The 13,442-nt window shown below is 65.4% G+C and carries 23 protein-coding genes; all 23 read right to left on the bottom strand.

Annotated elements, in window-relative coordinates:
* Positions 1-541, bottom strand: a 541-nt coding sequence (rplQ, locus tag U9978_RS03175) for a 50S ribosomal protein L17 (protein WP_322759502.1), incomplete at its 3' end; no start/stop codon positions are given.
* A gap of 65 nt (positions 542-606) precedes the next feature.
* A complete protein-coding gene (locus tag U9978_RS03170; RefSeq protein ID WP_322759501.1) occupies positions 607-1,656 on the bottom strand; it encodes a DNA-directed RNA polymerase subunit alpha in 1,050 nt (349 codons plus the stop codon).
* Positions 1,657-1,776: 120 nt separating this feature from the next.
* Positions 1,777-2,403 (bottom strand): 30S ribosomal protein S4, encoded by a 627-nt coding sequence (gene rpsD, locus U9978_RS03165; RefSeq protein ID WP_322759500.1) that lies wholly within the window; start codon positions 2,401-2,403, stop codon positions 1,777-1,779.
* A 177-nt stretch (positions 2,404-2,580) separates the two neighbouring features.
* Entirely contained in the window at positions 2,581-2,985 is a 405-nt protein-coding gene (gene rpsK / locus U9978_RS03160) for a 30S ribosomal protein S11 (protein ID WP_013875088.1), read from the bottom strand.
* Positions 2,986-3,075: 90 nt separating this feature from the next.
* Positions 3,076-3,456 carry a 30S ribosomal protein S13 gene (rpsM, locus tag U9978_RS03155; RefSeq protein WP_322759499.1) on the bottom strand — a complete coding sequence of 127 codons (381 nt, stop codon included), beginning with the start codon at positions 3,454-3,456 and terminating at the stop codon, positions 3,076-3,078.
* A 203-nt stretch (positions 3,457-3,659) separates the two neighbouring features.
* Entirely contained in the window at positions 3,660-3,773 is a 114-nt protein-coding gene (gene rpmJ, locus U9978_RS03150; protein WP_251745497.1) for a 50S ribosomal protein L36, read from the bottom strand.
* Positions 3,774-3,886: 113 nt separating this feature from the next.
* Positions 3,887-4,108 carry a translation initiation factor IF-1 gene (gene infA, locus U9978_RS03145; protein ID WP_006541558.1) on the bottom strand — a complete coding sequence of 74 codons (222 nt, stop codon included), beginning with the start codon at positions 4,106-4,108 and terminating at the stop codon, positions 3,887-3,889.
* A 163-nt stretch (positions 4,109-4,271) separates the two neighbouring features.
* Complete coding sequence (gene map, locus U9978_RS03140) at positions 4,272-5,105, bottom strand: type I methionyl aminopeptidase (RefSeq protein WP_322759498.1); 834 nt, start codon at positions 5,103-5,105, stop codon at positions 4,272-4,274.
* 284 nt (positions 5,106-5,389) lie between these two features.
* On the bottom strand, positions 5,390-6,043 hold the full coding sequence (locus tag U9978_RS03135; RefSeq protein WP_322759497.1) for an adenylate kinase: 654 nt from the start codon (positions 6,041-6,043) through the stop codon (positions 5,390-5,392).
* Positions 6,043-7,335: a preprotein translocase subunit SecY gene (secY, locus tag U9978_RS03130; protein ID WP_322759496.1), complete on the bottom strand. Its 1,293-nt coding sequence runs from the start codon at positions 7,333-7,335 to the stop codon at positions 6,043-6,045. Before secY ends, U9978_RS03135 begins: the two co-directional genes overlap by 1 nt.
* A gap of 442 nt (positions 7,336-7,777) precedes the next feature.
* A complete protein-coding gene (gene rplO / locus U9978_RS03125; RefSeq protein WP_322759495.1) occupies positions 7,778-8,272 on the bottom strand; it encodes a 50S ribosomal protein L15 in 495 nt (164 codons plus the stop codon).
* Complete coding sequence (gene rpmD, locus U9978_RS03120) at positions 8,269-8,454, bottom strand: 50S ribosomal protein L30 (RefSeq protein ID WP_322753607.1); 186 nt, start codon at positions 8,452-8,454, stop codon at positions 8,269-8,271. The genes rplO and rpmD overlap by 4 nt, the downstream gene beginning before the upstream one ends.
* Positions 8,454-9,062 carry a 30S ribosomal protein S5 gene (rpsE, locus tag U9978_RS03115; RefSeq protein WP_322753597.1) on the bottom strand — a complete coding sequence of 203 codons (609 nt, stop codon included), beginning with the start codon at positions 9,060-9,062 and terminating at the stop codon, positions 8,454-8,456. The genes rpmD and rpsE overlap by 1 nt, the downstream gene beginning before the upstream one ends.
* A gap of 61 nt (positions 9,063-9,123) precedes the next feature.
* Positions 9,124-9,492, bottom strand: a complete 369-nt coding sequence (gene rplR, locus U9978_RS03110) for a 50S ribosomal protein L18 (RefSeq protein WP_322747168.1) — start codon at positions 9,490-9,492, stop codon at positions 9,124-9,126.
* Between the two features lie 11 nt (positions 9,493-9,503).
* The gene (gene rplF, locus U9978_RS03105; RefSeq protein ID WP_322747167.1) at positions 9,504-10,040 is read right to left on the bottom strand and encodes a 50S ribosomal protein L6; all 537 of its coding nucleotides are present in this window, start codon (positions 10,038-10,040) and stop codon (positions 9,504-9,506) included.
* 11 nt (positions 10,041-10,051) lie between these two features.
* Positions 10,052-10,459 (bottom strand): 30S ribosomal protein S8, encoded by a 408-nt coding sequence (rpsH, locus tag U9978_RS03100; RefSeq protein ID WP_322759494.1) that lies wholly within the window; start codon positions 10,457-10,459, stop codon positions 10,052-10,054.
* 96 nt (positions 10,460-10,555) lie between these two features.
* Positions 10,556-10,741 carry a type Z 30S ribosomal protein S14 gene (locus U9978_RS03095; RefSeq protein ID WP_322759493.1) on the bottom strand — a complete coding sequence of 62 codons (186 nt, stop codon included), beginning with the start codon at positions 10,739-10,741 and terminating at the stop codon, positions 10,556-10,558.
* A gap of 125 nt (positions 10,742-10,866) precedes the next feature.
* Positions 10,867-11,451, bottom strand: a complete 585-nt coding sequence (gene rplE, locus U9978_RS03090; protein ID WP_322759492.1) for a 50S ribosomal protein L5 — start codon at positions 11,449-11,451, stop codon at positions 10,867-10,869.
* Between the two features lie 8 nt (positions 11,452-11,459).
* Positions 11,460-11,777 carry a 50S ribosomal protein L24 gene (gene rplX, locus U9978_RS03085; RefSeq protein ID WP_322759600.1) on the bottom strand — a complete coding sequence of 106 codons (318 nt, stop codon included), beginning with the start codon at positions 11,775-11,777 and terminating at the stop codon, positions 11,460-11,462.
* A gap of 11 nt (positions 11,778-11,788) precedes the next feature.
* Positions 11,789-12,157, bottom strand: a complete 369-nt coding sequence (gene rplN, locus U9978_RS03080; protein ID WP_131748536.1) for a 50S ribosomal protein L14 — start codon at positions 12,155-12,157, stop codon at positions 11,789-11,791.
* Between the two features lie 130 nt (positions 12,158-12,287).
* Positions 12,288-12,638 (bottom strand): 30S ribosomal protein S17, encoded by a 351-nt coding sequence (gene rpsQ / locus U9978_RS03075; protein WP_322759491.1) that lies wholly within the window; start codon positions 12,636-12,638, stop codon positions 12,288-12,290.
* A 5-nt stretch (positions 12,639-12,643) separates the two neighbouring features.
* Positions 12,644-12,943: a 50S ribosomal protein L29 gene (rpmC, locus tag U9978_RS03070; RefSeq protein ID WP_322759490.1), complete on the bottom strand. Its 300-nt coding sequence runs from the start codon at positions 12,941-12,943 to the stop codon at positions 12,644-12,646.
* Entirely contained in the window at positions 12,943-13,359 is a 417-nt protein-coding gene (rplP, locus tag U9978_RS03065; RefSeq protein ID WP_322747161.1) for a 50S ribosomal protein L16, read from the bottom strand. The genes rpmC and rplP overlap by 1 nt, the downstream gene beginning before the upstream one ends.
* Positions 13,360-13,442 lie beyond the last annotated feature (83 nt).

Below are 13,442 nucleotides of genomic sequence, written 5' to 3'. Positions count from 1 at the left end.
CGGCCGGTGTCTGCTCGGCGTCGGTCACACCTGCGGCGACCTCCGCCGCCACAGCGGCCGCGGTCGGCGACTCCTTCGCGAGATCCGCAGCGGCTTCCGCGGTCGCACCAGTCGGCCGCCGCCGGGAGATGAAGCGGCTGCCACGCGCCCGCTCGGCCTCGCTCACCGCCGCCTGTGCGACCGTTATGGCCTCGACGAGCTCGATGCGCGCCAGCGGGGCGTTGTCGCCCTTGCGGGGCCCTAGCTTCACGATGCGGGTGTAACCGCCGTCGCGGTCGGCATAGCGCGGGCCGATCTCGGTGAACAGAACGTGCACGACGGACTTGTCCCGGACCACCCGCAGCACGCGGCGCCGCGAATCCAGATCGCCGCGCTTGGCAAAGGTCACCAGCCGCTCGGCGTACGGGCGCAGGCGCTTGGCCTTGGTCTCCGTCGTGGTGATACCGCCGTGCTCGAACAGCGCGGTGGCGAGGTTGGCCAGCATCAGCCGCTCATGTGCGGGACTGCCGCCGAGCCGGGGGCCCTTGGAAGGCGTGGGCATGACAGTGCTCCTCGTTCCTTTCGCTGTCCGTCAGCGTGTTACGGGCGCCACAGGTGCCGTTGTGTCTAGTACTGCTCGGTCTCGACGAACTCCGCACCATCGTCGGTCGGATCGCTGAACGGAGCGTGGTAAGTGTCGGTACCGTAGGTGTCCACTGCCTGTCGCGGGTCGAATCCCGGCGGGGAATCCTTGAGCTGCAGACCCATCCCAGCAAGCTTGGTCTTGACTTCGTCGATCGACTTCTGGCCGAAGTTGCGGATGTCGAGCAGGTCCGCCTCGCTGCGGGACACCAGCTCACCGATCGTGTGAATGCCCTCGCGCTTGAGGCAGTTGTAGGAGCGGACGGTCAGATCCATCTCCTCGATCGGCAGCGCCAGATCCGCGGCAAGTGCGGCGTCCGCCGCGGAAGGACCGATGTCGACACCCTCCGCCTCGGCGTTCAGTTCCTGCGCGAGACCGAACAGACCGACGAGGGTCTTGCCTGCGCTGGCCATCGCATCCCGCGGAGAAATCGACTGCTTGGTCTCGACGTCCACGATCAGCCGGTCGAAGTCGGTCCGCTGCTCGACCCGGGTCGCCTCGACCTTGTAGGTGACCTTGAGAACCGGAGAATAGATCGAGTCGACCGGGATCCGGCCGATCTCCTGGCCCGCCTGCTTGTTCTGGGTGGCGCTGACATAGCCACGCCCCCGCTCGACGGTCAGCTCGATCTCGAGCTTGCCCTTTTCGTTGAGAGTCGCCAGCACGAGGTCCAGGCTGTGCACCTCGACGCCGGCCGGCGGCGCGATGTCCGCCGCCGTGACCACGCCTGGGCCCTGCTTGCGCAGGTACATCACGGTCGGGTCGTCGTTCTCGGAACTCACGACCAGTTCCTTCAGGTTCAGGATCAGGTCGGTGACGTCCTCTTTGACCCCTGGGACCGTGGAGAACTCGTGCAGTACCCCGTCGATGCGGATACTGGTCACCGCCGCACCGGGAATCGAGGACAGCAGGGTGCGGCGAAGGGAGTTACCGAGGGTGTAGCCGAACCCGGGCTCAAGCGGCTCGATGACAAACCGCGAGCGGAACTCGGAGATCGATTCCTCGGCCAGCGTCGGGCGCTGTGCGATGAGCATCGTTACATCCTTCCAAACACGGCGACCGCCATATGACGCCGTGACCTCGGCTCCGAACGGAGCCCGCGGGCGAGGTCTCCGTCCACCCCACCCACGTCGAACGAAAAGCTGAAGTCTACGCTACTTGGAGTACAGCTCGACGATCAGCTGCTCCTGGACCTGTGTATCGATCACCTGGCGAGCAGGCAGCGAGTGAACCAGCACCCGCAGCTGGGTCGGGATGACCTCCAGCCAGGCCGGAACAGTGCGCTGGCCCGCCGTCTCGCGCGCGATGATGAAGGGGGTCAGCTCACGTGCCTTGGGCGCGATCTCGACGATGTCGTTCTCGCTGACCCGGTAGCTCGGGATGTCGACCTTCCCACCGTTGACCACGACATGCCCGTGCCGCACAGCCTGACGGGCAGCGTCACGCGACGGTGCGAAGCCAGCCCGGTAGACGACGTTGTCGAGCCTCGATTCGAGGATCTTCAGCAGCTCGTCGCCGGTCTTGCCGGTTCGGCGGTTCGCCTCGTCGTAGTAGCCGCGGAACTGCTTCTCAAGTATCCCGTAGATGCGCGCGCACTTCTGCTTCTCACGCTTCTGCAGCAGGTACTCGGAGTCCTTGGTGCGGCCGCGGCCGTGCTCACCCGGAGGATACGGCCGGATCTCGATCGGGCACTTGGGTGACTCGCACTTGCTGCCCTTCAGGAACAGCTTCGTCTTCTCACGGCGGCAGCGCTTGCAGTCCGCGCCGGTATAGCGGGCCATGCGTGTCCTTCTCTCCTTTTCGGCCAGAGATGGCGCGATCGTGTGTTTCGTCGCGCCACCGGAGGCCTTGAGTGATCACCCAGTGACCACTCAGCCCTGGTGTTGCCGGCGCGAACTCCGCCAGAGGTAGCGCGACCGAGGCATTCCTCGCGCCACCGCGGGCCCTGATGTACCGGGTCAGACCCTACGTCGTTTGGGCGGCCGACAACCGTTGTGAGGCGTCGGGGTCACGTCCTGGATGGCACCGACCTCAAGGCCGGCCGCCTGCAGGGAGCGGATCGCCGTCTCCCGGCCCGACCCCGGGCCCTTGACGAAGACGTCCACCTTGCGCATCCCGTGCTCCTGCGCCTTGCGAGCGGCGTTCTCCGCCGCCATCTGCGCGGCGAACGGCGTCGACTTACGGGAGCCCTTGAACCCGACGTGCCCGGCGCTCGCCCAGGAGATCACATTTCCGCTGGGGTCCGTGATCGACACGATCGTGTTGTTGAAGGTGCTCTTGATGTGGGCGTGGCCGTGCGCGACGTTCTTCTTTTCCTTGCGCCGGACCTTCTTGATCCCGGCGGCACGCGTCTTTGGCGGCATATGTGCTCGTGGTCTCCGTTTGCGAGGTCGTCGGTCAGTGCCCGGCGGTGATGACCAACAGTGGTCACACCGACCGAAAGTCGCTGACTACTACTTCTTACCGGCCTTCTTCTTGCCTGCGATGGCACGGCGTGGACCCTTGCGGGTACGCGCGTTGGTGTGGGTCCGCTGCCCGTGGACGGGAAGGTTCCGCCGGTGCCGCAAGCCCTGGTAGCAACCGATTTCCATCTTCCGCCGGATGTCCTGGCGTACCTCTCGGTGCAGGTCACCCTCGACCCGGTAGTGCGTGTCGATCCACTCCCGGAGTTTGACGATCTCTTCCTCGGAGAGGTCGCGAACGCGTGTGTCCGGGTTGACCCCGGTGGCGGCGAGGGTCTCCAGTGAGCGGGTCCGGCCGATCCCGAAGATGTAGGTGAGACCGACCTCGATCCGCTTCTCCCGCGGGAGGTCTACGCCTGACAGGCGTGCCATACCAGGTATTTCCTTCCTGTACCGGAGGTCTTGAGCGTCCCCACCCCGTCACGGCGCGCTGTCCGCCGAACCGGGCCCCGGCCTCCGACCGGGGGTGAGTGCCGTCTGACACGGCACGGTGACGCTTTGACGAGCCTGTCCAAGCACCCCGTGGCCGGGAAGCATCGCTTTCGGCCGCCGGGCCGAGCAGTCGGGCCGAGCCGTCAGCCCTGACGCTGCTTGTGGCGCAGATTGTCACAGATGACCATTACGCGGCCATGGCGACGGATCACTTTGCACTTGTCGCACATCTTCTTGACGCTTGGCTTGACCTTCACGGCTGCACGAACCTCCTTGCGCAGCCGCTGGGGCGCGCGTGCGGGTGGCTGGGAATCCCCGGCCTCCGGCGAGCGATCCGATCAAAGACCACATCGCCGTCGGCCAAGCGAGCTTACTTGTAGCGGTAGACGATCCGACCCCGGGACAGGTCGTACGGGGACAGCTCGACGACCACCCGGTCCTCCGGAAGGATTCGGATGTAGTGCTGACGCATCTTGCCACTGATGTGGGCGAGAACGCGATGACCGTTCTGAAGCTCGACCCGGAACATCGCGTTCGGGAGTGGCTCCACAACTCGGCCTTCGATCTCGATGGCCCCGTCCTTCTTCGGCATGTCCTCCGCTGTCCTACCCTCGGGTGTCCGACGGTGGACACAGACGAACGTCAACGCCCGACTAAACCGTCGGCTCCTAAGTGTACGTTGCCCATCCGTCAAGAGCCAACCTGGCTCCGCCACACGACCGAATAGAAAGATCGAACGCCGTGCGGGGCTGTGATCAAGCAGCGGAGCTCTGGGCCGGCTGGCCGCAGGCCACACCGAGCTCAGCGAACTTCGCGGCGCCGCCGTCGAGTGCGGTCAGCACCCAGGGCCCCCGCGAGGTGATGGCGACGGTGTGTTCCGTGTGGGCGGCGAACGAGCCGTCGGTGGTGACCACCGTCCAGTCGTCGTCGAGCACCGCTGTGTCCGGTCTACCAAGCGTGATCATCGGTTCGATCGCCAGCGCCACCCCTTCGACCAAGCGGATGCCGCGGCCCGGCCGCCCGTGGTTGAGGACGTGGGGTGGCTGGTGCATCTCGGTGCCGATCCCGTGCCCGCCGTAGTGGTCCACGATGCCGTACCCGAGTGGACGGACGTAACGCTCCACCGCCGCCGAGATGTCGGTGAGTTTGCCCCCGAGCTGCGCGGCCGCGAGACCTCGCCACAGGGCCTGGTCGCACGCCTCGGTCATGTCGAGGAGGTCCTGGCCAACCACTCCGACCGGCACCGTGATCGCGGCATCACCGTGCCAGCCGTTCACGATCGCGCCGCAGTCGATCGAGATGAGATCTCCTTCACGCAGCACACGCTTGCGCCGGGGGATGGCGTGCACAACCTCGTTGTTGACCGACGTGCAGATCGTCGCAGGAAAGCCCTGGTAGCCCTTGAAGGATGGGATGGCACCCTCGTCGCGGATGGCCTTCTCGGCGACGGCATCGAGATCAGCGGTGCTGACGCCCGGTTCGACGGCCGCCCGCAGCTTCGCCAAGGTGCGCGCGACGACGAGTCCCGCCACCCGCATCTTAGCGATCTCACCATCGGTCTTGATCTGGACATGCTCTCGTCGCGCCACGCTCGTCGCCCCGGTCCGTATCCCTGGTCTGTTCGAGGCCTCCGGCTGTGCGACAAACCCATGATCGCACTTCCTTCGGCCACTACTGATAACCCTGTAGCCGTGTGTCCCCTGCGGCCCCGATGGTGCAACCAGTTCATGATCGCACCACCTTCGGCCGGGTGACCCGAAACCGCGGTCCCGGTCAGGACTGCTCGCCCAAGTCTGCCTGCCGAAACGGCACGGCGCCGCCTACGGGCGCGGACGGCCCGCTCGCGAATCGAACGCCGTGATTCAGCGGCATCCTAGCTTGCATAGTGACGCAGAGCGTCCAACGCACGATCGGTGACGTTGTCCACCGGGCCGGTGGCATCGAGACCGATCAGCAGACCCTTCGCTGCGTAGTAGGCAACCAGGGGTGAGGTCTGCTCGGCGTACACCTCCAGCCGGTGGCGTACCGTCTCGGAGCGGTCGTCGTCACGCTGGAAGAGCTCACCGCCGCAGCGATCGCAGACACCCTCCACCGCGGGTGGATCGAAGTCCACGTGCCAGATGTGCCCACAGTTGCGGCACGTCCGCCGCCCGGACAGCCGCCGCACCACCTCATCGTCGTCGACGACGAGTTCCAGGACGACATCCAGGCGCGTGCCCATTCCCTCGAGCAGTTGCCCCAGGACTTCAGCCTGAGGCACGTTGCGCGGGAACCCATCAAGCAGGAAGCCCTTGGCAGCGTCCTCCTCGGCGAGTCGATTACGGACCATCCCGATGGTGATCTCGTCCGGAACGAGATCACCCGCATCCATGTACCGCTTCGCGAGCACACCGAGGTCAGTGCCCTCTCGGACGTTCGCCCGAAAGATGTCTCCCGTTGAGATCTTGGGAATCGACCGCGCCTGGGCGATGAACGCGGCCTGGGTGCCCTTGCCCGCACCCGGCGGTCCGACCAGTACGAGGCGCACTACCGCAGGAAACCTTCGTAGTTGCGGAGCATGAGCTGGCTTTCGATCTGTTTGACGGTCTCCAGCCCCACCCCCACAATGATCAGCACCGAGGTGCCGGCGAACGGGAACGGTTGCTGCTTGGTGAGGTTCAGCAGCGCCAGCGGCAGGACCGTGATGACGCCGAGGAAGAGCGAACCCGGGAGCGTGATCCTGGACAGGACCCGATCGAGGTACTCCGCGGTCGGGCGGCCAGGCCGAATGCCAGGGATGAAACCGCCGTACTTCTTCATGTTGTCCGCCACCTCGGTCGGGTTGAAAGTGATGGCCACGTAGAAGTAGGTGAAGAAAATGATCAAACCAGCATAAATGATCAGATAAAGTGGATGATCACCCCGAGCCAGGTAACGCTGTTCAAAATCCTGGAAAGTCCTGTTGTCCCAGACCTGACCGAGTAGCTGTGGAAGCTGGAGCAGGGACGACGCGAAGATCACGGGTATGACACCGGCCTGATTGACCTTGATCGGCAGGTAGGTCGAGGTACCGCCGTACATCCTGCGGCCGATCAGCCGCTTCGCGTACTGCACCGGGATCCGGCGCTGTGATTGCTCGACGAACACCACGAACACCACGATCGCCAGACCCAACAGGCAGATCAGGGTGAAGACGACACCGCCGGCAACCTGGAGAATCCGGGTCCCCTGCGACGGCAGTGCGGCCGCGATCGACGTGAAAATCAACAGGGACATTCCGTTGCCGACGCCACGACCTGTGATCAATTCGCCGAGCCACATGATGACAGCGGTGCCCGCGGTCATGGTGATGACGATGACCGCAATGCGGAACAGGCTGGTGTCCGGGATGATCGGCGTGGAGCAGCCGGGGAAGAGGTTACCGCTGCGGGCGAGCGCGACGATGCCGGTCGCCTGCAGCACCCCCAGGGAAATAGTCAGATAACGGGTGTACTGCGTGAGCTTCTGCTCGCCGGACGTGCCTTCCTTCTTCAGCTGTTCGAGACGCGGAATGACCACGACCAGCAGCTGGATGATGATGCTCGCCGTGATGTACGGCATGATCCCCAGCGCGAAAATGGAAAGCTGAAGAAGAGCGCCCCCGCTGAAAAGATTGATCAACGAGTAGACGTTGCGGCTGTCGGCGCTCGCGGAGGACAGGCACTGGTTGATCGCACTGGTTGAGATCCCCGGAGATGGCAGCACGCTGCCCACCCGGAACAGAACGATGATCCCGAACGTAAAGAGCAGCTTCTTACGCAGGTCAGGCGTGCGGAAGGCCCGCGTGAAGGCGGTGAGCACGACTCCTCCTGCTGATCGTCACGGCAAACGCACTCGGTCGTCGACTGTCCCGACCGAACATAGGACCGGCGGTGCACGGTGTGCCGACTGTAACAGTAGAGACGGTCCACTCGTCCCGACATGGGCCGGCGACAGCATCCAGCGCGCCGGCATCACGACCGATCCCGGAGCCGCAGCAACCGTCGGTCGCCTCCGGGATCAGTGGCGGCGACATCGGTGACATCAACGTCGGTGGCAGCAGCGGCACAGACATCAGGGCCAGCGAGTGGTGGCGCATGGCATTTCGGAGCATTCAGAACAGATCTGGCTTATCGTTACAAAGATTGCGGGTCGGACGCAACCGGAGGCGAGACAATCATGCGTCTCCCCGAGCGCCGGACGGGAAAACCGCCCGGCGCCGCCCTCTGCGTCGCACAGCCTCCTGGTGGGCACCAGCGGGGCATTAGAGCACGACGACGCTGCCGCCGACAGCGATGATCTTCTCCCGGGCGCTGCTGGAGAACGCGTGGGCGCTCACATTCAGCGCCACGCCGATCTCCCCGTCACCCAGGACCTTCACGAGAGTGTTGCGGCGCACCGCACCAGCACCCACCAGGTCGTCCACGCCGATCTCGCCGCCCGCCGGGAACAGCTCGGCGAGAGTGGCGACATTGACAACCTGGTATTCCTTGCGGAACCGGTTCCTGAACCCCTTGAGCTTGGGCACGCGCATGTGCAGCGGCATCTGGCCGCCCTCGAAGCGGGCCGGGACCTGCTTGCGCGCCTTCGACCCCTTCGTACCGCGACCGGCGGTCTTACCCTTGGAGCCCTCGCCCCGGCCGACGCGCATCTTGGCCTTGTGTGCGCCCGGTGCGGGCTTGAGGTGGTGGACCTTGAGGCCGCGGCCGCGGGCGGCATCCGCCGTCTCCACCTCGGATGTCTTGGTCAGGTTGCTCATTCATCCACCTCCTCGACCGTGACGAGATGGGTCACAGTTGCGATCATCCCGCGCACTTCCGGGCGGTCATCGCGGACAGTAGTGGCTCTGATTCGACGAAGTCCGAGGGTCCGCAGGGTCTCGCGCTGGTTTCGCGTCCCGCCGATGTCGGAGCGGATCTGGGTGATCTTCAAGCGTGCCATCACGCACCGACCCCGGCCGCCCGGGCCCGCAACATCGCCGGCGGCGCAACGTCCTCGATCGGCAGTCCGCGGCGTGCCGCGATCTCCTCGGGACGCATGAGACCCCGCAGTGCCGCGACGGTGGCATGCACGATGTTGATCGGATTCGACGAGCCCAGCGACTTCGACAGGACGTCGTGAACGCCCGCGCACTCCAACACCGCGCGTACCGGGCCACCTGCGATGACGCCGGTACCGGGCGAGGCCGGCTTGAGCAGCACGACTCCGGCCGCGGCCTCACCCTGGATCGGGTGCGGGATCGTGGAGCCTATCCGCGGCACCTTGAAGAAGTGCTTCTTGGCCTCCTCAACGCCCTTGGCGATGGCGGCCGGCACCTCCTTGGCCTTGCCGTAACCTACACCCACAGTACCGTCCGCATCACCGACGATAACGAGGGCGGTGAAGCTGAACCGCCGACCGCCCTTGACCACCTTCGCCACCCGGTTGATGGCGACAACACGCTCGATGTAGGCGTTCTTGTCCTGCGCCGGACCGCCGCCCTGGCGGTCGCGGCGTTCCCGACGGTCAGAGCCGCCGGAGCCGCCTCCGCGGCGCTGCTGGCCTGGCATCAGTACATCTCCCTGTTCGTTTCCCTGTTCGTTGAGTTTCCGCGCGTCCAACGGCGGGGCATCAGAACTCCAGCCCGCCTTCCCTGGCGGCGTCCGCGAGCGCGGCTATCCGGCCGTGGTAGGTCCGACCACCACGATCGAACACCACCGCGGCAATTCCCGCTTGCCGGGCACGCTCGGCGACGAGTTGCCCGACGGCCTTCGCCTGTGCGGTCTTGTCGCCGTCCGTGGCACGCAGCGACACGTCCAGCGTGGACGCTGACACGAGGGTGTGGCCGGCGCTGTCGTCGATGACCTGGGCATAGATGTGACGAGCCGAGCGCGTGACCACGAGCCGCGGGCGGGCGGGTGTACCCGCGATCTTCTTGCGAATCCGCACGTGCCGGCGAAGCTTCGCCGAACGCCGCTGGGCGCTGACACTGACAGCCATGATCCGTTCCCCTACTTCCCGGACTTGCCGACCTTGCGGCGGACGACTTCGCCCTGGTACCGCACACCCTTGCCCTTGTACGGGTCTGGCTTGCGGAGCCGACGGATCTTGGCTGCCACCTCGCCGACCTGCTGCTTGTCGATCCCGTGAACGACAAAACGCGTCGGCGACTGCACCTCGAACCGGATGCCCTCCGGCGCCTTCACCGCGACCGGGTGGCTGAAACCGAGCGCGAACTCCAGATCCGAGCCGCGGGCCTGAACGCGGTAACCGACGCCGACGATCTCAAGCGCCTTCGAGTATCCGCTGGTGACCCCGGTGACCATGTTGGCCACAAGCGAACGGGTCAGACCGTGCAACGCCCGCGACCGGCGTTCGTCGTCCGGGCGGGTAACGAGCAGTTGACCGTCCTGCGCACTGACAGTGATCGGTTCCACCACAGAATGGCTGAGAGTCCCCTTAGGGCCCTTGACAACGATCGCCGAGCCGTCCATGGAGACATCCACGCCGCTGGGCACCGAGATCGGCAGCCGTCCAATGCGTGACATCGCGCGACCCCCTACCAGACGTAGGCGAGGACTTCCCCGCCTACCCTGCGCTTGTTGGCCTGCCTGTCAGTGAGCAGACCCGATGACGTGGAGATGATCGCCACGCCGAGGCCGCCCAGCACCTTGGGCAGGTTGGTCGACTTTGCGTAGACCCGCAGGCCCGGCTTACTGATGCGCTTCACTCCGGCAATGGACCGTTCCCGGTTCGGGCCGTACTTCAGCTCCACGACGAGGGACGCGCCGACGGTGCCTTCCGGCGGCTCCTCAACGTGCCATCCGGCGATGTAACCCTCCTGCTGGAGGATCTCCGCAATATGCGTTTTGATCTTGCTATTCGGCATCACCACCTGATCGTGGTATGCGCGGTTGGCATTGCGGACACGGGTCAGCATGTCCGCAATCGGATCTGTCATCGTCATGGGGCTGGAGCCTTCCTCGTGGCGGTTCCCCGGAACATCGGACCGGGGCCTGCCGCGAACCGGTGGGTGGTATGCGTCAGCAGCGGAGCTTTCCCGCTACCACGAGCTCTTGGTGATCCCGGGAAGCTCTCCACGGTGCGCCATCTGCCGCAGGCATACCCTGCACAGGCCGAACACCCGGTAGACCGACCGCGGCCGCCCACATCGCTGGCAACGGGTGTAGCCCCGCACGCCGAACTTCGGCTTGCGGTTCGCCTTTTCAATCAATGCCTTCTTCGCCATCTGCCTGCCATACCTTCTCTCTGGCCTCCGGTGGTGCGAAAAACCACAATCGCACCACCTTCGGCCGTAGCCTTCTCGCTGGCAAGCGGCGGTGCGACGAGACACGAGCGCACCGCCGCTTGCCGTCAGTTCTCCTTGAAGGGGAAGCCCAGCCCGCGAAGCAGCGCGCGGCCCTCGTCGTCGTTGGTGGCGGTCGTGACAACCGTGATGTCCATGCCGCGGACCCGGTCGATACGGTCTATGTCGATCTCGTGAAAAATCGACTGTTCGACCACGCCGAAGGTGTAGTTACCGGAACCATCGAACTGCTTCGGCGACAGGCCCCGGAAGTCACGGATACGCGGGAGGGCTACCGAGACGAGCCGGTCGAGAAACTCCCACATACGGTCACCACGCAGGGTCACCTTCGCCCCGATGGGCATGCCCTCCCGCAGTTTGAACTGCGCGATGGACTTCTTCGCCCGACGAACGGCCGGCTTCTGGCCGGTGATCGCTGTGAGGTCCCGCAGCGCGCCGTCGATGAGCTTCGCGTCCCGGGCGGCGTCGCCGACACCCATGTTGACCACGACCTTGACCACGGACGGAATCTGCATCACGTTCGGGTAGTGGAACTGCTCACGCAGGCCCGACGCGATCTCCTCGCGATACCGCAGCTTGAGCCGTGGCAACGGACGGGGTTCGGTGACTCGGGATTCGGTGATAGTAGTCATTTCGATCCCTACAGCTCGGTGCCGGTGCGGCGGGAGATCCGCACCTTCGTACCGTCGTCGTTGACGCGGTAGCCGATCCTGGTCGGACGGCCGTCGGACGGATCCACAATCATCACGTTGCTGACGTGAATGGGCGCTTCCTGGGTCACGATCCCGCCGGACTGCGAGCCGCGGGCGGAGGTGTTCACCCGGGTGTGTCGGGTGACCCTGTTCGCACCCTCGACAAGCACCTTGTCCTCAGTGGGAAAAGCCTTGATGACCTTTCCCTTGAGACCACGGTCCTTACCGGTCACGATCTGGACCGTGTCACCTTTTCTGATCTTCATTCCGGCCACGGTCACAGCACCTCCGGCGCCAGCGAAATAATCTTCATGAACTTCTTGTCACGCAGCTCCCGGCCAACCGGGCCGAAGATGCGCGTACCCCGGGGGTCGCCACCGTCCCGGATGAGCACGGCGGCGTTCTCGTCGAACCGGATGTAGGAGCCGTCGGGACGCCGGCGCTCCTTGGTGGTGCGTACGACGACCGCCTTGACCACGTCGCCGCGCTTGACGCCGGCCCCGGGCAGGGCGTCCTTCACGGTCCCGACGATGATGTCGCCGATACCGGCATAACGACGCCCCGAACCGCCGAGTACCCGAATGCACAGCAGTTCCCTGGCACCCGTGTTGTCGGCGACCCGAAGTCGCGACTCCTGCTGGATCACTTCCCGCTCCCGAACTGCGTCTGCGCCCGCCTGCCGGCGGCCGGCTCGCTAGACCCTTCCAAGACCTCCCGCGGCGCACAGAACATGATCACGCCGCCTTCGGCCCGTCATACACGATCGGCTGGTCGAGCTACTTCGCCTTCTCCAGCACTTCCACCACACGCCAGCGCTTGGTCGCTGACAGCGGCCGGGTCTCCATGAGCAGAACCCGGTCACCGACGCCGGTCGTACTGTTCTCGTCGTGTGCCTTGACTTTCTTGGTACGCCTGATGGTCTTGCCGTAAAGCGGGTGCTGAACCCGGTCCTCCACCGCGACGACCACTGTCTTGGCCATCTTCTCGCTGACCACAAGGCCCTCACGGACCTTGCGGAAACCGCGACCTGCGATCGCGGCCGGCGCAGCGGCCGGCGCAGTAGTCGGCGCGCTGGCCGCCGCCTCCGCCGGGGGGTTGCCTGTCGTCGGGGTGCCGTCCGTTGTCATCCCATTCACGCCCGTTCCGCCTGTATTGCCGCCGTTGTCTGCAACGGCTCGATGCCGTCAACCACTCCGACCACACCGGTGCCGATCAGATCAGGATCATCGACGAGACCGAGCTCACGCTCCCGAAGCACCGTGTAGATGCGCGCGATGTCGCGCCGAACGGCCTGCAGGCGACGGTTGTTGGAGAGCTGGCCGGTGGCCGCCTGAAAACGGAGGTTGAACAACTCCTCCTTGGCCTCGCGGAGTTTGTCCACCAGGTCCTGCCCGGACAGTGCCCGCAGTTCGTCCGCGGTCGCGGTAACCATCAGGCACCTCCCTCGCGGGTGACGAACCGGCACTTCATCGGAAGCTTGTGGATGGCACGCCGCATCGCCTCCCGCGCGACCGGCTCGGCCACACCCGAGAGCTCGAACATCATGCGTCCGGGCTTGACGTTGGCGATCCACCACTCCGGTGAGCCCTTGCCGGAACCCATCCGGGTCTCGGCCGGCTTCTTCGTCAGCGGTCGGTCCGGGTAGATGTTGATCCAGACCTTGCCACCACGGCGGATGTGACGCGTCATCGCGATACGCGCCGACTCGATCTGCCGGTTCGTCACATAGGCGGACTCGAGCGCCTGGATGCCGAATTCGCCGAACGCGATTTTGGTGCCACCCTTGGCTGCGCCACCACGATCGGGGTGGTGCTGCTTGCGGTGTGCGACTTTGCGGGGAATCAACATCGTCCTAGCCCTCCGTCTCCTGGGCCGCCTGTGCAGCGGGCGCGGCGGTATCGACCGGAGCCGGCGGTGCTGCCGGGGTCGGA

The sequence above is a fragment of the Protofrankia sp. Cr2 genome, from assembly GCF_963555885.1.
In the GTDB taxonomy this organism is placed as follows: Bacteria; Actinomycetota; Actinomycetes; order Frankiales; family Frankiaceae; genus Protofrankia.
This window is presented reverse-complemented; position numbering and strand designations above follow the sequence as displayed.